Raw genomic sequence first — 18,131 nt, forward strand, 5'->3', positions numbered from 1 at the left:
CGCAGTAACAGTAGGCGACAAAACTAGAAAGGAAGGAGAGGGGAAATGTTTGAACTGGTCGATAACATCGCACAAACCGCCGTCATAAAAGTGATCGGTGTAGGTGGTGGTGGCGGCAACGCCGTCAATCACATGGCCAAGAACAACGTCGAGGGCGTCGAGTTCATCTGCGCCAACACCGACGCACAAGCGCTGAAGAACATCGCGGCGCGCACCGTTCTGCAACTCGGCCCGGGCGTCACCAAGGGGCTGGGTGCCGGCGCCAATCCGGAAGTCGGTCGTCAGGCGGCTCTGGAAGATCGCGAGCGCATTTCCGAAGTGCTGGAAGGCGCCGACATGGTCTTCATCACCACCGGCATGGGTGGCGGCACCGGTACCGGCGCCGCGCCGATCATCGCCGAAGTGGCGAAGGAAATGGGCATCCTCACCGTCGCGGTGGTGACCCGTCCGTTCCCGTTCGAAGGTCGCAAGCGCATGCAGATCGCCGACGAGGGCATCCGCGCGCTGGCCGAGAGCGTCGATTCGCTGATCACCATCCCGAACGAGAAGCTGCTGACCATCCTCGGCAAGGATGCCAGCCTGCTGGCTGCCTTCGCCAAGGCCGATGACGTGCTGGCCGGTGCCGTGCGCGGTATCTCCGACATCATCAAGCGTCCGGGCATGATCAACGTCGACTTCGCCGACGTGAAGACCGTCATGAGCGAAATGGGCATGGCGATGATGGGTACCGGCTGCGCCAGCGGTCCGAACCGTGCCCGCGAGGCCACCGAGGCGGCAATCCGCAACCCGCTGCTGGAAGACGTCAACCTGCAGGGCGCGCGCGGCATCCTGGTGAACATTACCGCGGGTCCGGACCTGTCCCTGGGCGAGTACTCCGATGTCGGCAACATCATCGAACAGTTCGCTTCCGAGCACGCCACTGTGAAGGTGGGCACCGTGATCGACGCGGACATGCGCGATGAGCTGCACGTCACCGTAGTCGCCACCGGCCTGGGCGCGCGCCTGGAGAAACCGGTGAAGGTCGTCGACAACACCGTGCAGGGCAGTGCAGCCCAGGCAGCCGCTCCGGCCCAGCGCGAGCAGCAGTCGGTGAACTACCGCGACCTCGACCGTCCTACCGTGATGCGCAACCAGTCTCACGGCAGCGCGGCGACCGCGGCCAAGCTGAACCCGCAGGATGACCTGGATTACCTGGATATCCCGGCGTTCCTGCGTCGTCAGGCTGATTGAAGTAATTAATCAGGAGTAGAGATGTGATTGGTGTTCAGCAAAGGCCGGTTCTGCTATCATCGCCGGCCATTGTTGAAAACAGTTCGCAGTCAGCGCTTAAGCGGCCAAAGCCATGATCAAACAACGCACCTTGAAGAACATCATCCGGGCTACTGGCGTCGGTCTGCACTCGGGGGAAAAGGTTTACCTGACCCTGAAACCGGCGCCGGTGGACACCGGTATCGTGTTCTGCCGCACCGACCTGGATCCGGTAGTGGAAATCCCGGCCCGGGCCGAGAACGTCGGCGAAACCACCATGTCGACCACCCTGGTCAAGGGTGACGTCAAAGTGGATACGGTGGAGCACCTGCTCTCGGCCATGGCCGGCCTGGGTATCGACAACGCCTACGTCGAGCTGTCCGCTTCGGAAGTGCCGATCATGGATGGCAGCGCTGGTCCGTTCGTATTCCTGATCCAGTCCGCCGGATTGCAAGAGCAGGAAGCTGCCAAGAAGTTCATCCGCATCAAGCGCGAAGTCAGCGTGGAAGAGGGCGACAAGCGCGCCGTCTTCGTTCCGTTCGACGGCTTCAAGGTCAGCTTCGAGATCGATTTCGATCATCCGGTCTTCCGTGGTCGCACCCAGCAGGCCTCGGTCGATTTCTCCAGTACTTCCTTCGTCAAGGAGGTCAGCCGCGCCCGTACCTTCGGGTTCATGCGCGACATCGAGTACCTGCGTTCGCAGAACCTGGCACTCGGCGGTAGCGTGGAGAACGCGATCGTGGTCGACGAGAACCGCGTGCTCAACGAAGACGGCCTGCGTTACGAGGACGAGTTCGTCAAGCACAAGATCCTGGATGCCATCGGCGATCTGTATCTGCTCGGCAACAGTCTTATCGGCGAGTTCCGTGGCTTCAAGTCCGGCCATGCCCTGAACAACCAACTGCTGCGTACGTTGATCGCAGACAAGGATGCTTGGGAAGTGGTGACCTTCGAAGACGCGCGTACCGCGCCTATTTCCTATATGCGCCCGGCGGCGGCAGTGTAGGAAAACTCTCCTTTCCATATTTGGAGGCCACCTCAGGGTGGCCTCTTTTTATTTCGGGATTTATTCTTGCCGGCTTTTCTCGGCGCGGCTTGCCAACCGCTCGAGCGCTTCCCGCAGGCGTGGATTGCCGACGATGTCGGCGGATTCGCGAAGGTTTTCCGCCGCGACGGCAGACAGGGTCAAGCTGCGACGTGCCGCACGTTGTGTGGACGTGGTGGGTTGCACCTTGAAAAGGATTTTCGCTAAGTTCGCGAATTCTTCGAAAGCCTGCAGCTGCCGCTGCAGGCGCCGCTGCTGATAGCGCAGGCGTGTGGCCCAGTGGCCATCGGTGACGATCAGCAGCAGGCAACCGCCGCGCCACGAAGCCACATGGCAGTACGGGCGCGCCGCCGGTTGCAACTGGCTTTCCAGCAGTTGCTGCAGGCGGCAGATGCGCTGGGCTTCGGCGAACAGCATCTGCAGCGGCCTGGCCTGGCGCAGCAACTGGGTCGATGCCTGGGCGGGCAAGGGACGAAAAGACATGGCGGGAAGCCTGGGGGTTACTGAGTCGGAATGGTAGCAGAAAGCGTTTCGCTACTGCCGGCCCGTATGAAGGATAAGTCATGCACATCATTTTTCTGAGCCGGCACCATGGGGCCGCTCGCTCCGTCCATCTGCAGCCGCGGTTGCTGATGCTGGCCGGGGCCTGCGTGGTCGGTGCCAGCCTGTTGGCCGGGGGCTTCATGGGCGCCTGGCTGTTCCGCGCGCCGGCTCCGGTGGCCGGCATCGAAGTCGATGCCGCGCTGCAGGCGCAGAGCGCCGAGATCAGCAGCGCCCGCGAGGACGCGCAGCGGCAGATGGACGCACTGAGCGTGCATCTCGGCGAACTGCAGGCGCGCCTGGTTCGGCTGGATGCCCTCGGCGAACGTCTCACCGAGCTGGCCGACGTCGACCCCGACGAGTTCGACTTCTCCCTGAGCGTCGGCCAGGGTGGCGTCGACGAACCGCTGGAGGGCAGCGCCTATGCCCCGCCGTCGTTCATGGCGACGCTGGACGAACTGGCGGCACGCCTGGATACCCGCGAGCAGCAGCTCGAGGTGCTGGAGCAACTGCTCGCCGACAAGCACATCAGCCAGTCGACCTACCTGGCCGGCCAGCCGGTGCGCCAGGGCTACATCTCCTCGCCGTTCGGGCGCCGGGTCAATCCGGTGAGCGGCCGCCTGAGCATGCACAAGGGCATCGACTTCGCCGCGCCGGCCGGCAGCGACGTGGTGGCCGTGGCGGCGGGGGTGGTGACCTGGTCCGGGCGCAAGAACGGCTATGGCAACGTGGTCGAGGTCGGGCACGCCGATGGCTACACCACGTTGTATGCCCATAACCAGAAGAACCTGGTCGAGGTCGGTGACCTGGTCAAGCGCGGCCAGGTGCTGGCCAAGGTCGGCAGCACCGGACGCTCCACCGGCTACCACGTACATTTCGAAGTGATGAAGGATGGCCGGGTAATGAATCCGCAAAGCTTCATCGCACGAGCGTCTGTTTCCGAGTGAGCGACGCGCATTGATCTGCTGTACTTTTCTCATACCCGTTTCCGGGTAGAATGTTCCCTTTCATGCCGTTGATCGGCACGGGCCGCCGGATGGGTGAGCCTTCCATTCCCCACGTGTGGATGACCAAGTCGATATGTTTGCGCCTTTGTTGAAGAAACTCTTTGGAAGCAAGAACGAGCGTGATGTAAAGCGCATGGCCAAGGCTGTACAGGCCATCAATGCGCTCGAGCCCCAGATGGTGGCGCTCTCCGACGAGCAGTTGAAGGCGAAAACGGCTGAATTCCAGCAGCGCTACGCCAAGGGCGAAACGCTCGACCAATTGCTGCCCGAAGCCTTCGCCGTGGTTCGCGAGGCTGGCAAGCGGGTGATGGGCATGCGCCACTTCGACGTCCAGCTGATCGGCGGCATGACCCTGCACGACGGCAAGATCGCCGAAATGCGTACCGGCGAGGGCAAGACCCTGGTGGGCACCCTGCCGGTCTACCTCAACGCGCTGTCCGGCAAGGGCGTGCACGTGGTCACGGTGAACGACTACCTGGCGCGCCGCGACGCCAACTGGATGCGCCCGCTGTACGAGTTCCTCGGCCTCAGCGTCGGCGTGGTCACTCCCTTCCAGCCGCCGGAAGACAAGCGCGCCGCCTACGCCGCCGATATCACCTACGGCACCAACAACGAATTCGGCTTCGATTACCTGCGCGACAACATGGCCTTCAGCCTGGACGACAAGTTCCAGCGCGAGCTGAACTTCGCCGTGGTCGACGAAGTGGACTCGATCCTCATCGACGAGGCGCGTACCCCGCTGATCATCTCCGGCCAGGCCGAAGACAGCTCCGAGCTGTACATCAAGATCAACAAGCTGATCCCGCGTCTCAAGCGCCAGGTCGAAGAGGTCGAGGGCAAGCCGACCGAGGAAGGCCACTACAGCATCGACGAGAAGACCCGCCAGGTCGAACTCAACGAGCAGGGCCACCAGTTCATCGAGGACCTGCTGAGCCAGAACGGCCTGCTCGGCGAAGGCGAGAGCCTCTACTCGGCGCACAACCTGAGCCTGCTGACCCACGTCTACGCAGCGCTGCGCGCGCACACCCTGTTCCACCGCAACGTCGAGTACATCGTCCAGGGCGACCAGATCCTCCTGATCGACGAGCACACCGGCCGCACCATGCCTGGCCGTCGCCTGTCCGAGGGCCTGCACCAGGCCATCGAAGCGAAGGAGGGCCTGCCGATCCAGGCCGAGAGCCAGACCCTGGCCTCCACCACCTTCCAGAACTATTTCCGCCTGTACAACAAGCTGGCCGGCATGACCGGCACCGCCGATACCGAGGCCTTCGAGTTCCGCCAGATCTACGGTCTCGACGTGGTGGTGATCCCGACCCACCGGCCGATCGCGCGCAAGGACTTCAACGACCTGGTCTACCTGACCCAGGAAGAGAAGTACGCGGCGATCATCACCGACATCAAGCAGTGCCAGGCCCTCGGCCGGCCGATCCTGGTCGGCACCGCGTCGATCGAGAGTTCCGAGTACGTTTCCAAGCTGTTGCAAGAGGCAGGCATCGAGCACAAGGTGCTCAACGCCAAGTACCACGAGAAGGAAGCCGAGATCATCGCCCAGGCTGGCGCGCCCGGTTCGGTGACCATCGCCACCAACATGGCCGGCCGCGGTACCGACATCCTCCTCGGTGGCAACTGGGAAGTCGAAGTCGCGGCCCTGGAGAACCCCACCGAGGAGCAGATCGCCCAGATCAAGGCTGAATGGCAGAAGCGCCACCAGCAGGTGATCGAGGCGGGCGGCCTGCACGTGATCGCTTCCGAGCGCCACGAATCCCGCCGGATCGACAACCAGTTGCGCGGCCGCGCCGGTCGTCAGGGTGACCCGGGTTCCAGCCGCTTCTACCTGTCGCTGGAAGACAACCTAATGCGGATCTTCGCCTCCGACCGGGTGAAGAACTTCATGAAGGCGCTGGGCATGCAGTCCGGCGAGGCGATCGAGCACCGCATGGTGACCAACGCCATCGAGAAGGCCCAGCGCAAGGTCGAAGGGCGCAACTTCGACATCCGCAAGCAACTGCTGGAATTCGATGACGTAGCCAACGAGCAGCGCAAGGTGATCTACCACATGCGCAACACCCTGCTGTCGGCAGAGGACGTGGGCGAGACCATCAAGGAGTTCCGCGAGGAAACCCTCAGCGCCACTATCAACCAGCACATTCCGCCGCAGTCGCTGCCCGAGCAGTGGGACATCGAAGGCCTGGAGGCCGCGCTGTACAGCGACTTCGCCGTACGCCTGCCGATCCAGCAGTGGCTGGACGAAGACGACAAGCTGTACGAGGAAACCCTGCGTAGCAAGATCCTCGAGCAGATCGTCGCCGCCTACTACGAGAAGGAAGAGCTGGCCGGCGCCGAAGCCCTGCGCGCCTTCGAGAAGCAGATGCTGCTGCGGGTACTGGACGACCTGTGGAAGGACCACCTGTCGACCATGGACCACCTGCGGCACGGCATCCACCTGCGTGGCTACGCGCAGAAGAATCCGAAGCAGGAATACAAGCGCGAGTCCTTCACCCTGTTCCAGGAGCTGCTGGACTCGATCAAGCGCGACACCATCCGCGTGCTGTCCCACGTCCAGGTCCGTCGCGAAGACCCGGCCGAAGAGGAGGCCCGCCTGCGTCGCGAGGCCGAGGAACTGGCCAAGCGCATGCAGTTCCAGCACGCCGAGGCTCCCTCGATGGAGCAGGCCGTGGCCGGCGAGGAAGAAGCGCTTCCCGAGGGCCCGGCTCCGGTCGTGCCGCTCGAGCCTGTGCGCAACGAGCAGAAGATCGGCCGCAACGAGCCTTGCCCGTGCGGTTCCGGCAAGAAATACAAGCACTGCCACGGGCAGCTGGACTAAGCTTCCCGCCTGGTTCACCAACGCCGCGACCGGTCCTGCCGCTCGCGGCGTTTGTTCGAATTGGCGCCAGCCCGGCGCCGATGCGTTTTCCGTCACGCCGTCGCAGACGGCATCGAGTCCACTGTTTGGTAAAGGAGCGCGTTCCCATGGCTGTCGGTCTTGGCCCCCTGTCCACCCTGCACCCGGTCCCCGGTTTCGAACTCGGCATCGCTTCCGCCGGCATCAAGCGACCGGGGCGCAAAGACGTGGTGGTCATGCGCTGCGCCGAAGGCTCCAGCGTGGCCGGGGTGTTCACCCTGAACGCGTTCTGTGCCGCGCCGGTGACCCTGGCCAAGCAGCGTTTCCTCGGTGAGGTGCGCTACCTGCTGACCAATACCGGCAACGCCAACGCCGGTACCGGCGAGGCCGGCCTCGTCGCCGCCGCGCAAACCTGTGCCAAGCTCGCCGAACTGGCCGGGGTCGCCGAGACTTCGGTGCTGCCATATTCCACCGGGGTGATCGGCGAGCCCCTGCCGGTGGCCAAGATCGAGGCGGCGTTGCCTGCGGCCCTGGCCGACCTGGCCGAGGACCGCTGGGCCGAAGCTGCCGCGGGAATCATGACCACCGATACCCTGCCCAAGGGCGCCAGCCGCCAGTTCGTGCACGATGGCGTGACCGTGACCGTCACCGGGATCAGCAAGGGCGCCGGGATGATCAAGCCGAACATGGCGACCATGCTCGGTTATATCGCCACCGACGCCAAGGTCGCCCAGGGCGTGCTGCAGGATCTGTTGCGCGACGCCGCCAACAAGTCCTTCAACCGCATCACCATCGACGGCGATACCTCCACCAACGACTGCTGCATGCTGATCGCCACCGGTCGCGCGGCGCTGCCGGAAGTCACCCAGGCCAGCGGCGCGCTGTTCGCCGCGTTAAAGCAAGCGGTACTGGAGGTTTCCATGGAGCTGGCCCAGGCCATCGTTCGCGATGGCGAGGGCGCGACCAAGTTCGTCACTGTTCAGGTCAACGGCGGCGCCACCCACCAGGAGTGCCTGGATGTCGGCTATGCCGTGGCCCACTCGCCGCTGATCAAGACCGCGCTGTTCGCCTCCGACCCGAACTGGGGACGCATCCTCGCCGCGGTCGGACGTGCCGGCGTGGCCAATCTGGACGTGAGCAAGATCGACGTGTTCCTTGGCGACGTCTGTATCGCCAGCCGTGGCGGCCGGGCGGCCAGTTACACCGAGGAGCAGGGTGCGGCGGTGATGGCCCAGGCCGAGATCGGCATCCGCATCGAACTGGGACGCGGCACCTGCAGCGAGACCATCTGGACCACCGACCTGTCCCACGAATACGTGAAGATCAACGCAGAGTACCGCACCTGAAGCCAGGCATTCCGATCCTTCATCGATGGATGAAAATCGGGAATTTGCCATCGGTCCGTGCGCCTCTTAAGTTCTCTGGTGCATGGCCGTCCGCGTCGGGCGGCCGAAGAGGAGAGGCGCATGGCCCTGACCATCGTGATTGGCAATCGCAATGACTCGTCCTGGTCGCTGCGGGGCTGGCTGGCCCTGCGCATGAGCGGGGCGGCGTTCGACGAGATCCTCGTCCCGCTGGGGCGGCCCGATACCCGGGAGCGGATCCTGCAATATTCGCCGACCGGCAAGGTGCCCTTGCTGAAAAGCGAGGATGGCGACATCTGGGATTCCCTGGCCATCGCCGAGTACCTCGCCGAGCGCTTCCCCGAGGCCCACCTGTGGCCGCGCGGCGAGGCGGCGCGGGCGCTGGCCCGTTCGGTCTGCGCGGAAATGCACAGCGGTTTCGCCGCGTTGCGCGGCGAGCTGCCGATGGACCTGCGGCGCCAGCAGCCATTGGTGGAATTGTCCGAGGCGACACGACAGGATATTCAACGTATCTGCGAAGCCTGGGCGGATTGCCGGCGGCGCTTCGGCCAGGACGGTCCGTTCCTGTTCGGCCACGCCAGCCTGGCGGATGCGTTCTACGCACCGGTGGCGGCGCGTTTCCGCAGTTATGCGGTGGAGTTGCCGGATATCGCCCGGACCTATGTCGAGACGATTTATCAGTGGCCTGCGTTCCGCACCTGGTACGACGCGGCATTGCGCGAGCAGGCCGGTAGTTGATGGCCGTCCGCCGCTTCCGGCGGTGCGTGACGGCAGTAGCGAGGAGATGATCCGTGAAACGAGTACATGTCGCCGCGGCCGTGATTCGTGGCTCCGATGGCCGGGTGCTGATCGCCCGGCGGCCGGAAGACAAGCATCAGGGCGGCCTGTGGGAGTTTCCCGGGGGCAAGGTGGAGGACGGCGAGCCGGTGCGCGCGGCGTTGGCCCGTGAGCTGGAAGAGGAACTGGGCATCCGTGTCGAGCGGGCCCGGCCGCTGATCCAGGTCCGTCACGACTATGCCGACAAGCACGTCCTGCTCGATGTCTGGGAGGTCGACGGGTTTTCCGGCGAAGCCCACGGCGTCGAGGGCCAACCGCTGGCCTGGGTGGAGCCGCGCGAGCTGGCGGACTACGAGTTCCCCGCTGCCAACGCGCCGATCGTCCAGGCCGCGCGCCTGCCGGCGCACTATCTGATCACTCCGGACGGCCTGGAGCCGGGCGAGCTGATCAGCGGCGTACGCAAGGCGGTGGAGGCGGGCATCCGCCTGATCCAGTTGCGCGCGCCGAACATGTTCAGTCCCGAATACCGCGATCTCGCCATCGATATCCAGGGACTCTGCGCCGGCAAGGCGCAACTGATGCTGAAAGGCCCGCTGGAGTGGCTGGGCGACTTCCCGGCTGCCGGTTGGCACCTGACCTCCGCTCAACTGCGCAAATACGCCAGCGCCGGTCGGCCGTTCCCCGAAGGGCGCCTGCTGGCCGCCTCCTGCCACGACGCGGAGGAACTGGCCCTGGCCGCCTCGATGGGAGTGGAGTTCGTCACCCTTTCGCCGGTACAGCCGACCGAGAGCCATCCCGGCGAGCCGGCGCTGGGGTGGGACAAGGCCGCCGAACTGATCGCCGGCTTCAACCAGCCGGTCTACCTGCTGGGTGGCGTCGGTCCGCAGCAAGCCGAGCAGGCTTGGGAGCATGGAGCCCAGGGCGTGGCGGGTATCCGTGCGTTCTGGCCGGGCGGCCTTTGACGGTGGAATGAAGAAAAAAGGAGGCTTCGGCCTCTTTTTTTTCGTCTCGATGCCGAGCCCTCGCTCGCCGTCAGTCCGGTTTTGCCGCCGCTTCCCAGAGAATCTCCGCCACGCCCTGGCGCCGGGCGATGGCGCGGGCGGCGACGAACAGCAGGTCGGAGAGCCGGTTCAGGTAGCGCAGGCCGACGCCCTCCAGCGTTTCCTCCTGGTCCAGCGCCTGGCAGCGCCGTTCGGCACTGCGCGCCAGGCTGCGGCAGACATGGGCCTGGGCGACCAGGCGGGAACCGCCGGGGAGGATGAAATTCTTCAGCGGGCCCAGCTCGTCGTTCCAGCGGTCGATGCAGCTTTCCAGGCGTGCCACTTCCGTCTCGTCCAGGGCCCGATACTCCGGCATCGCCAGCTCCCCGCCGAGGTCGAACAGGCGGTGTTGCACTGGCGCCAGCGCCTGGACGATCTCCTCCAGGCCGGGATGTGCGCCACGCGCTTCCAGCAGCTCGGCAAGGAGCAGCCCCAACTGGCTGTTCAATTCGTCCACCGCGCCGATCGCCTCGATGCGTGGATGGCTCTTGGGCACCCGGCGTCCGCCGGCCAGGCCGGTCTCGCCACGGTCGCCGGTACGGGTGTAGATCTTCGACAATCGATTGCCCATGGTTTCAACCTTCCTCTTCGTCGCCCCGCCGCAGGCTGCTACCGGGTTGCGGCAGAGCGGGCGGCAGGGCCTTGGCTTGTGCCGGGGCGACCGCTTCGGAGCTTTCCAGCGGCAGGCGGATGCTGAAGCATGTGCCGCGGCCCAGTTCCGAGCGTACTTCCATCTGGCCCTTGTGATTGTTGGTGATGATGAAATACGAGACGGACAGGCCGAGACCGGTGCCCTGGCCGACTTCCTTGGTGGTGAAGAACGGCTCGAAGATACGCTTGCGCACCAGTTCGGGCATGCCGCTGCCGTTGTCTTCCACCTGGACTTCCGCCCAGGGCGGCGTCAGGCGCGTGCGCAGGACGATCCGACCTTGTTCGCCTTCCTCTTCGTCGTCGCGCTGGTGGATGGCCTGGGCGGCGTTCTTCAGCAGGTTGAGCAGGACCTGCTCGACCTCGTTGGCGATCACCGGCACCGGGCCGAGGTTGGGGTCGAACTCGTGGACGATCTGCAACGACTTGAAGTCGAAGCCTTCGGCCAGGTCGAAGTCGTTACCGGCGATTTCCACCGCCTGTTCGAGCAGTGCGGGCAGTTCGCAAGCGGTCATCTGCCGGTGGCTGCGGCGGCTGAAGGCGAGCATGTGGGTGACGATCTTCGCTGCCCGCGAGCCGGCGTGCTGGATGCCTTCCAGCAGGCGCGGGATGTCGCGGCCGTCGAGGTAGTGATTGATGTCTTCCAGCGGTACTCCGACCTCGGCCGCCAGCTCGACGTTCTTCGCCAGCTCCGGGGACAGGCGCCGCTTGATGTTCTGCACGTTGTGCAGGATCGCGCCGAGCGGGTTGTTGATCTCGTGGGCCATGCCGGCGGCGAGGCTGCCGACCGAGAGCATCTTCTCCGATTGCACCATCACTTCTTCCAGGCTCAGCCGCTGGGTGATGTCGTCGATGCGGATCACCGCGCCGCGGCCGGTGCCGCCCATCAGCGGGTAGAAGGTCAGGGCGTAGTGGCGTGGCGTGTCGATCAGCGCCCAGGTGACCCGTTCGACACGCTCCACGCTGTGCTTCTCGGCAGCCCGGGTGAGCTGCGGAAGGAACGGCTTGAGCGAGGGAAAGGCGAGGAACACCGGCTGGTTGACCGCATCGTCCAGGCTGGTGCCGGAAAGCTGGCTGGCCTCCTGGTTCCACTGCGTGACGTAGAGTTGCTCGTCCACCGCGATCAGCGCCGAAGGCATGGAGTCGATGATGCTGTTGAGGTAGTGCTGGAAACCGGTGAGCTTCTTCTCGATCTTGCTGCGCACCTGCACTTCCAGTTCCAGCTTGCGGTTCGAGCGGCGGGTTTCCTCGGCCAGGCTCTGGGCCTGCTCGACCGCTTCCTGGGCATCGTCGCGGGCGCGCTTGAGCTGCTGCTCGCGGGCCTCGATGCGGGTCAGCATGGTGTTGAACGCGTCGGCCAGGCGGCCGATCTCGTCGCCGTTGCCGCGCTGGGCGCGGAGGGCGTAGTTCTCCTCGCGGGTGACCTGTCGCGACAGTTCCTCGAGATCGCGGATCGGCCGGGTGATCAGGCGGCGTATCTGCTGCGCCACCAGCAGCCAGAGCAGCACGCTGACGCCGAGGATCGCCAGGCTGGCGGTGAGGGTTCCGGTGTAGAACGCGCTCGGCAGTTCGCCGCTGGCCACCAGCAGCAGGTAGCCGGGGCGGGCGTTTTCCTGGGGCAGTTCGATCAGCGCGTTGAGGCGGTACTCGCCGCGCCTCCAGTGCTCCAGGCGGTCCAGGCGGGCCGGCAGCTTGAGGGTGTCGCCGCGTTGCAGGTCGGCTAGCATCAGCCCATTGCTGTCGTACAGGGCCGCGGCGCGCAACGGCTGGTAATCGTTGAGCTGGCGCAGCAGGACCTCGGCGGTCTGCGGCGAACTGAGCGCCGGCTGGCTGAGCGCCGGGTTGGCGATCAGCCGGCCGATGGTCTGCATCGCCTGGGGGGCGACGCTTTCCTGGGAAATCCAGTAGGCGGCGCTGATGAACGCCAGGTTGGCCACCAGCAGCACGGTGGCCAGCAGGATCAGCAGGGCGGCGAGCAGTTTCTGCCCTACGGGCAGGTTGTCGAGGCGCTGGCGCAGGTTCATGGGCTCTGGCGGTCCGCGGCGAAAAGGAATGGCGGGCAGGGTAACGCGCTTTAGCGGTCGGGCAAACCGCGCTGGCGCAGATGGGCCTGGAGGCGGGCGAGCAAGGTTCCCAGGCGTGGCAACGGTAGTCCCAGGCGCTGCCCGTGCTGGCAGGCGTAGCCGAGCAGATAGCCGATTTCCGTGCGCCGGCCCCGGGTGACGTCCTGATGCATCGAGGAATAGTTGGCTGCGGTGGCGTCGATCACCGCCCGGACATCCTCCAGCAGGCTCCTGGCGGCGGCGTCGTAGCCGCTGGCGTGGAGCAACTGGCCGAGTTCGTCGCAAAGCGCGGCGATCTCTTCCGGGTGCTGCCGCAGGCCGCCGTTGCGGCAATCGTGAAGGACGGTCAGTGGGTTGATCGCGCAGTTCAGGGCCAGCTTGCGCCACAGGCGTTCGAGGATGTCGTCGCTCCAGCTGTGCGGGATCCCGGCCTGGGACAGCTGCGCCAGCCAGGCGGGGGCGCTTGTGTCGCGCGGATCGCCGAGCCAGGTGTGCCCGCGGCCGGCGAAGACCACGCGGAAATCGCCATCGCGGAACGCGCCTTCGGTGCTGGAGGCGAACAGGCAGCGGCTGCGCGGCAGGCGGGCGGCGACCGCCTGCTGGCTGCCCAGGCCGTTCTGCAGCAACAGCAGTTCGGCGTTGCCGGCCAGGCGATGGGCCACGCTGGAGGCGGCTTCCTCCGCGTCGTAGGCCTTGCAGGCCAGCAGCAGGCGCTGGATGGGTTGCCCGCCGTCCGGGGTTTCCGCGGCGATCGGGTAGAGGCTGGCCTGGCCGTCTTCCACCAGGCTCAGTCCGCCGGCCTGTTGGTAGCGGCGCAGGCGCTGGCGGTCGCGCAGGATCAGGCGGACGGGCAGGCCGGCGCGCCCGAGGCGCGCGGCCCATAGGCTGCCGAGGCTACCGGCGCCGAGGATATGCCAGGTCATGGTGGCTACTGCGAATGGCTGACGATAGAGCGAAGTCTAGCGCAGTGCCGGTAGCCGGCAGGTTGCGATCCTGCCGCTGGCATAGGCATCGGGCAACAGGGCCTCGGTGCGCTGCAGCAGTTCGTCGATGCCCAGCGGCAATGCCCCGCTGTCGAGGCCGAGCATGGCGATGCCGGCTTTCAGGCTGATGAAGCCTTCGCTGGTCTTGAAGGCCTTCAGGTTGAGCCCGTCGTGCAGCCGCTTGAAGCTGCTCGACGAGCATTCGTGCAGGTCCTCCACCAAGGTGATCAGGGCGAAATGCTGCTCGTCCAGGCGCACCAGCACGTCCAGCGGCCGGACCAGCTGTTGCAGGCGCCTGGCCACGCCGAGCAGCAGCTCGCGATGGAAGGCCTCGCCGTGCCGCTGGCGCAGGACCGGTGCCTCGGGCATGCCGACCAGCAGGTAGCACAACGCTCCACCGCGGGTTTCCACCTGGCGCAGGCTGTCGGCCAGCTTCTGGCGCAGGTAGCGGGGATTGCCGAGGCCGGTGAGGGTATCCACCAGGTTGCGTTCTTCCATCCGCGCGATGTTTTCGGTGAGCAGGCGGTTTTCCACCAGCAACCGTTGCAGGGTGTTGCACAGGCGGTCGGCTGCGTAGATGCGCGGCACCAGTTGCTCGTTCATCGCGGCCTTGCTGACGAAGTCGTCGACGCCACGGTCGAAGGCCTCGCCGAGGACGTTCTCGCCCTCCTTGCCGGTGAGCAGGACGATGTAGGTGTAGTGGTTGATGCTTTCGTCCAGTTGGCGGACCCGGGCGGTCAGTTCCAGGCCGTCCATCTCCGGCATCAGCCAGTCGGCCAGGAGCACGCTGACCGGGCGTTGTTCGAGCTGCTGCAGGGCCTCGCTGGCGCTGCTGGCGAAGCGGATGTCCTGGTAGCCGGCCTGGCTGAGGGCGCGGCCGATCATGGCGCTGGAAAACTTGGCGTCGTCGACGACCAGGATGCTGAGATCGGGGTTGGGCATGAACGGACTCGAGAAGAGGATGGGCGCCGGTACGCTGCCGGCAAGGGCCCGGTTCGTCGCGGGAGGCCGGGTCCCGGCCGCGATCGCGCGCGCCATCGGGAAGAAATCGTCGGTCTCCGCCACACCGGCGGGCATTCGCTCGCGAGGGCTCGGTTATAATGGGCGGGCATTTTTTACCGTCAAGCCAGGCGCGGTTCCGTCTGTGAACCCTGTCGCGCCGTCCATCTGGAGAGATGACATGCCTTCGTTCGACGTGGTGTCCGAACTGGACAAACACGAGTTGACCAACGCCGTGGACAACGCCATCAAGGAACTGGATCGCCGTTTCGACCTGAAAGGCAAATGCAGTTTCGAAGCCAAGGACAAGTCGGTGACCCTCACCGCCGAAGCCGATTTCATGCTCGAGCAGATGCTCGACATCCTGCGTTCCAACCTGGTCAAGCGCAAGGTCGACAGCCAGTGCATGGAGATCAAGGATGCCTACCCGTCGGGCAAGGTGGTCAAGCAGGAAGTGAACTTCCGCGAGGGCATCGACAAGGACCTGGCGAAGAAGATCGTCGGCCTGATCAAGGAGCGCAAGCTCAAGGTCCAGGCCGCCATCCAGGGCGAGCAGGTGCGCGTCACCGGCAAGAAGCGCGACGATCTGCAGGAGGCCATCGCCCTGCTGCGCGGCGAATCCCTCGGCATGCCGCTGCAGTTCACCAACTTCCGCGATTGACGAGGTTTTTCGGAACCTCTCGCCATCCCGGGCATCGCAATAGGGAGTAGCGCCGCCGCGACCTCTCCCGCGTTGTCCGCCCCTGTCGGCGCAGCGTCGGTTCGTCCGCGCTGCGCCGATTCGTATCCAGGCCCGGGAACGTCGGCCCACGGCGTCCGGGCAGGAATCTGCAAGCCCGTCCCGTTTCCGTTGCGGAAGGGAGGGGTGTTTTTTCGAGAAATGGAGGTAATGCATGGAATTGAACTACGACCGACTGGTGCAGCAGACCGAGTCCTGGCTGCCGATCGTGCTGGAGTACAGCGGCAAGGTCGCCCTGGCGCTGCTGACCCTGGCGATCGGCTGGTGGCTGATCAACACCCTGACCGGCCGGGTCGGCGGCCTGCTCGCCAGGCGCAGCGTCGACCGCACCCTGCAGGGCTTCGTCGGCAGCCTGGTGAGCATCGTCCTGAAGATCCTGCTGGTGGTCAGCGTGGCTTCCATGATCGGCATCCAGACTACCAGCTTCGTCGCCGCCATCGGCGCCGCCGGCCTGGCCATCGGCCTGGCCCTGCAGGGCAGCCTGGCTAACTTCGCTGGCGGCGTGCTGATCCTGCTGTTCCGCCCGTTCAAGGTCGGCGACTGGATCGAGGCGCAGGGCGTGGCCGGCACCGTGGATTCGATCCTGATCTTCCACACCGTGCTGCGTAGCGGCGACAACAAGCGGATCATCGTGCCCAACGGGGCGCTGTCCAACGGAACGGTGACCAACTACTCCGCCGAGCCGCTGCGCAAGGTGATCTTCGACGTCGGCATCGACTACGACGCCGACCTGAAGAATGCGCAGAACATTCTCCTGGCCATGGCCGACGACCCGCGGGTTCTGAAGGACCCGGCACCGGTGGCAGTGGTTTCCAATCTCGGCGAAAGCGCGATTACCCTGTCCCTGCGGGTCTGGGTGAAGAACGCCGACTACTGGGACGTGATGTTCATGTTCAACGAAAAGGCCCGCGACGCGCTGGGCAAGGAAGGTATCGGCATTCCCTTCCCGCAGCGGGTGGTCAAGGTTGTGCAGGGCGCGATGGCCGACTGAGGCCCGCACGATCCACGAAAAAGGCCGGCGAATGCCGGCCTTTTTCATTCTTGCCTCAGTGCTGCTCGGCGTTCTGGTGGCCCGGCGCCGGCGTCTCGCTGGACGGCGCGCGGCGCAGCCACAACCAGCCGATCAGCAGCAGGGTGGGAATGCCCATCACCGCGGTGACGTAGAAGAAGTGCTCGTAGCCGAGGCTCTCGACCATGGTTCCGGAGTAGCCGCCGATGAAGCGCGGCAGCAGGAGCATGGTCGAGCTGAGCATGGCGTACTGGGTGGCGGAGAACTTCAGGTTGGTCAGGCTCGACAGGTAGGCGACGAAGGCCGAGGCGGCGAGGCCGCCGCTGAAGTTGTCGAGGGTGATGGTCATCACCAGCATCAGCACGTGCGGCTCGAGCGCCATCACCAGGCTGATCACGTCATGGCTGGGCAGGGCCTCGGCGTGCAGCGGGCCGAGCTGGGCGAGCATGGCGAACAGCAGGTTGGTGGCAGCCGAAGCGGCACCGCCGATGAACAGGATGGAGAGGATGCTGAAGCGGGCGATCAGCACCCCGCCGGCGGCGGCGCCGATCAGGGTCATGAGTACGCCGAAGACCTTGCTGACACTGGCGATGACTTCCTTGGAGAAGCCCATGTCGATGTAGAAGACCCCGGCCATCACCCCCATCACCGTGTCCGACAGGCGATAGGTGGAGATCAGGCCGAGCAGCAGCAGGGCCTGCCAGCGATAGCGCTGGACGAACTCGGTGATCGGCGTCAGCACCGGGGCCATCAGCAGGCGTCCGGGTGCCGACAGGCAGGACGCGGCGATCAGCAGGAACAGCGTGCCGCGCGGCCAGGCACCGGAGTAGTAGGCGCGGCACATGGCGGTGACGGTGACGAGGAGGATGATCAGCACCATCACCGAGACCGCCTGGTGGACGAAATCGAACAGCGGCACTTCCTTGCCGCGCGCCGCCACCAGCAGCGGCCTGCGCACGGTGGCGAGCAGTTCGCGGACCGGGCGGATCTGCTGGCGTCCCCACGGCGACAGGCAGATCCCCATGAGCAGCGCGTAGAGGCCGGCGCGCGGCCAGGCGCGGTCGAGGAGGGCGGTGATCATCGCCGGCAGCGAGATCAGCAGGATCAGCAGCAGGAGCACCGAGAGCAGTTGGTGGTTGAAGTCGAAACGCGACGGATTGACGTGGATCGGCACGTCCACCGCCGGCTCGCGGATCAGCAGGCTGGTGACCAGCCCGGGCAGGATCAGCAGGGCGAACAACGCATAGGTCAGGCCCCAGGCCGACTGGCTGTAGTTGAGGCTGGTGGAGCCGAACCATTCGGCGAGAATCAGCGCGCCGGCGCTGGCCAGCAGGATCGCCGCGCGGTAGCCGGTCATGTAGCAGGCAGCGAGGGCGGCCTGGCGGCTATCCTCGGCGATTTCCAGGCGGTAGGCGTCGATCGCGATGTCCTGGGTGGCGGAGGCGAACGCCACCAGCAGGGCCAGGCCGATCAGCCAGGGCAGGTGGCTCTGCGGATTGCACAGGGCCATGCCGAGCAGTCCCAGGGCGATCAGCACCTGCGAGAACACCAGCCAGGAACGGCGCCGGCCGAGACGGCCGACGAAGGGCAGGCGCCACTGGTCGAGCATCGGCGACCAGACCCACTTGAAGGCGTACACCAGCCCCAGCCAACTGGCGAAACCGATGGTATCCCGCGCCACGCCGGCTTCGCGCAGCCACACCGACAGGGTGTTGAACACCAGCATGGTGGGCAGGCCGGCGGCGAAGCCGAGCAGCAGGAGGGCCAGGCTGGCGGGAGACTTGTAGGCGACCAGGGCCTCTCGCCAGGATTGCTGAGTCATGGGGT

The 18,131-nt window shown here is 65.6% G+C and carries 15 protein-coding genes; 9 read left to right on the forward strand and 6 right to left on the reverse strand.

What is annotated here, in order from left to right:
- Window positions 1–45: 45 nt before the first annotated feature.
- Window positions 46–1,230 carry a cell division protein FtsZ gene (ftsZ, locus tag FOC67_RS03065; RefSeq protein ID WP_003094113.1) on the forward strand — a complete coding sequence of 395 codons (1,185 nt, stop codon included), beginning with the start codon at window positions 46–48 and terminating at the stop codon, window positions 1,228–1,230.
- Between the two features lie 112 nt (window positions 1,231–1,342).
- On the forward strand, window positions 1,343–2,254 hold the full coding sequence (gene lpxC, locus FOC67_RS03070; protein ID WP_003094111.1) for a UDP-3-O-acyl-N-acetylglucosamine deacetylase: 912 nt from the start codon (window positions 1,343–1,345) through the stop codon (window positions 2,252–2,254).
- A 60-nt stretch (window positions 2,255–2,314) separates the two neighbouring features.
- Here lpxC and FOC67_RS03075 read toward each other — a convergent pair whose 3' ends face one another.
- Window positions 2,315–2,710 carry a DciA family protein gene (locus FOC67_RS03075; RefSeq protein ID WP_003134732.1) on the reverse strand — a complete coding sequence of 132 codons (396 nt, stop codon included), beginning with the start codon at window positions 2,708–2,710 and terminating at the stop codon, window positions 2,315–2,317.
- Window positions 2,711–2,856: 146 nt separating this feature from the next.
- On the opposite strand from FOC67_RS03075, the gene FOC67_RS03080 reads away from it, so the two are divergent.
- The 5 genes from FOC67_RS03080 to FOC67_RS03100 all read left to right on the forward strand — a co-directional run bounded on the left by FOC67_RS03080 (window position 2,857) and on the right by FOC67_RS03100 (window position 9,785).
- Entirely contained in the window at window positions 2,857–3,780 is a 924-nt protein-coding gene (locus FOC67_RS03080; protein WP_003094103.1) for a M23 family metallopeptidase, read from the forward strand.
- A 133-nt stretch (window positions 3,781–3,913) separates the two neighbouring features.
- Window positions 3,914–6,664, forward strand: a complete 2,751-nt coding sequence (gene secA, locus FOC67_RS03085) for a preprotein translocase subunit SecA (RefSeq protein WP_003110155.1) — start codon at window positions 3,914–3,916, stop codon at window positions 6,662–6,664.
- 146 nt (window positions 6,665–6,810) lie between these two features.
- The gene (argJ, locus tag FOC67_RS03090; RefSeq protein WP_003094095.1) at window positions 6,811–8,028 is read left to right on the forward strand and encodes a bifunctional glutamate N-acetyltransferase/amino-acid acetyltransferase ArgJ; all 1,218 of its coding nucleotides are present in this window, start codon (window positions 6,811–6,813) and stop codon (window positions 8,026–8,028) included.
- Window positions 8,029–8,148: 120 nt separating this feature from the next.
- Entirely contained in the window at window positions 8,149–8,784 is a 636-nt protein-coding gene (locus tag FOC67_RS03095) for a glutathione S-transferase family protein (RefSeq protein ID WP_009315946.1), read from the forward strand.
- 53 nt (window positions 8,785–8,837) lie between these two features.
- Window positions 8,838–9,785: a Nudix family hydrolase gene (locus FOC67_RS03100; RefSeq protein ID WP_003110158.1), complete on the forward strand. Its 948-nt coding sequence runs from the start codon at window positions 8,838–8,840 to the stop codon at window positions 9,783–9,785.
- A 70-nt stretch (window positions 9,786–9,855) separates the two neighbouring features.
- Here the strand turns inward: FOC67_RS03100 and FOC67_RS03105 are convergent, their stop codons facing one another.
- The 4 genes from FOC67_RS03105 to FOC67_RS03120 are packed head-to-tail and all read right to left on the reverse strand — an operon-like array spanning window position 9,856 to window position 14,634.
- The gene (locus FOC67_RS03105) at window positions 9,856–10,434 is read right to left on the reverse strand and encodes a cob(I)yrinic acid a,c-diamide adenosyltransferase (protein ID WP_003094089.1); all 579 of its coding nucleotides are present in this window, start codon (window positions 10,432–10,434) and stop codon (window positions 9,856–9,858) included.
- Window positions 10,435–10,438: 4 nt separating this feature from the next.
- Entirely contained in the window at window positions 10,439–12,535 is a 2,097-nt protein-coding gene (locus tag FOC67_RS03110) for an ATP-binding protein (RefSeq protein WP_003106517.1), read from the reverse strand.
- Window positions 12,536–12,585: 50 nt separating this feature from the next.
- Window positions 12,586–13,497: a putative 2-dehydropantoate 2-reductase gene (locus FOC67_RS03115; protein WP_003110160.1), complete on the reverse strand. Its 912-nt coding sequence runs from the start codon at window positions 13,495–13,497 to the stop codon at window positions 12,586–12,588.
- A gap of 36 nt (window positions 13,498–13,533) precedes the next feature.
- The gene (locus FOC67_RS03120; protein ID WP_003110161.1) at window positions 13,534–14,634 is read right to left on the reverse strand and encodes a response regulator; all 1,101 of its coding nucleotides are present in this window, start codon (window positions 14,632–14,634) and stop codon (window positions 13,534–13,536) included.
- Window positions 14,635–14,737: 103 nt separating this feature from the next.
- On the opposite strand from FOC67_RS03120, the gene FOC67_RS03125 reads away from it, so the two are divergent.
- Both FOC67_RS03125 and FOC67_RS03130 read left to right on the forward strand, forming a co-directional pair.
- Entirely contained in the window at window positions 14,738–15,217 is a 480-nt protein-coding gene (locus FOC67_RS03125) for a YajQ family cyclic di-GMP-binding protein (RefSeq protein ID WP_003094081.1), read from the forward strand.
- A 232-nt stretch (window positions 15,218–15,449) separates the two neighbouring features.
- Window positions 15,450–16,286: a mechanosensitive ion channel family protein gene (locus FOC67_RS03130; RefSeq protein ID WP_003094078.1), complete on the forward strand. Its 837-nt coding sequence runs from the start codon at window positions 15,450–15,452 to the stop codon at window positions 16,284–16,286.
- Between the two features lie 55 nt (window positions 16,287–16,341).
- Here FOC67_RS03130 and ampG read toward each other — a convergent pair whose 3' ends face one another.
- Window positions 16,342–18,126, reverse strand: coding sequence for an MFS transporter AmpG (gene ampG, locus FOC67_RS03135; protein WP_003094076.1), 1,785 nt, complete (start codon window positions 18,124–18,126; stop codon window positions 16,342–16,344).
- Between the last annotated feature and the right edge of the window lie 5 nt (window positions 18,127–18,131).

The sequence above is a fragment of the Pseudomonas sp. FDAARGOS_761 genome, assembly GCF_013343155.1.
Taxonomy (GTDB): Bacteria; Pseudomonadota; Gammaproteobacteria; order Pseudomonadales; family Pseudomonadaceae; genus Pseudomonas; species Pseudomonas aeruginosa.

What these genes read in the sequence shown, in the direction of transcription:
- ftsZ (WP_003094113.1), top strand. Translation starts at nt 46, where the DNA reads ATGTTTGAACTGGTCGATAACATCGCACAAACCGCCGTCATAAAAGTG.
- lpxC (WP_003094111.1), top strand. Translation starts at nt 1,343, where the DNA reads ATGATCAAACAACGCACCTTGAAGAACATCATCCGGGCTACTGGCGTC.
- FOC67_RS03075 (WP_003134732.1), bottom strand. Translation starts at nt 2,710, where the DNA reads ATGCTGTTCGCCGAAGCCCAGCGCATCTGCCGCCTGCAGCAACTGCTG.
- FOC67_RS03080 (WP_003094103.1), top strand. Translation starts at nt 2,857, where the DNA reads ATGCACATCATTTTTCTGAGCCGGCACCATGGGGCCGCTCGCTCCGTC.
- secA (WP_003110155.1), top strand. Translation starts at nt 3,914, where the DNA reads ATGTTTGCGCCTTTGTTGAAGAAACTCTTTGGAAGCAAGAACGAGCGT.
- argJ (WP_003094095.1), top strand. Translation starts at nt 6,811, where the DNA reads ATGGCTGTCGGTCTTGGCCCCCTGTCCACCCTGCACCCGGTCCCCGGT.
- FOC67_RS03095 (WP_009315946.1), top strand. Translation starts at nt 8,149, where the DNA reads ATGGCCCTGACCATCGTGATTGGCAATCGCAATGACTCGTCCTGGTCG.
- FOC67_RS03105 (WP_003094089.1), bottom strand. Translation starts at nt 10,434, where the DNA reads ATGGGCAATCGATTGTCGAAGATCTACACCCGTACCGGCGACCGTGGC.
- FOC67_RS03110 (WP_003106517.1), bottom strand. Translation starts at nt 12,535, where the DNA reads ATGAACCTGCGCCAGCGCCTCGACAACCTGCCCGTAGGGCAGAAACTG.
- FOC67_RS03115 (WP_003110160.1), bottom strand. Translation starts at nt 13,497, where the DNA reads ATGACCTGGCATATCCTCGGCGCCGGTAGCCTCGGCAGCCTATGGGCC.
- FOC67_RS03120 (WP_003110161.1), bottom strand. Translation starts at nt 14,634, where the DNA reads ATGCCCGCCGGTGTGGCGGAGACCGACGATTTCTTCCCGATGGCGCGC.
- FOC67_RS03125 (WP_003094081.1), top strand. Translation starts at nt 14,738, where the DNA reads ATGCCTTCGTTCGACGTGGTGTCCGAACTGGACAAACACGAGTTGACC.
- FOC67_RS03130 (WP_003094078.1), top strand. Translation starts at nt 15,450, where the DNA reads ATGGAATTGAACTACGACCGACTGGTGCAGCAGACCGAGTCCTGGCTG.
- ampG (WP_003094076.1), bottom strand. Translation starts at nt 18,126, where the DNA reads ATGACTCAGCAATCCTGGCGAGAGGCCCTGGTCGCCTACAAGTCTCCC.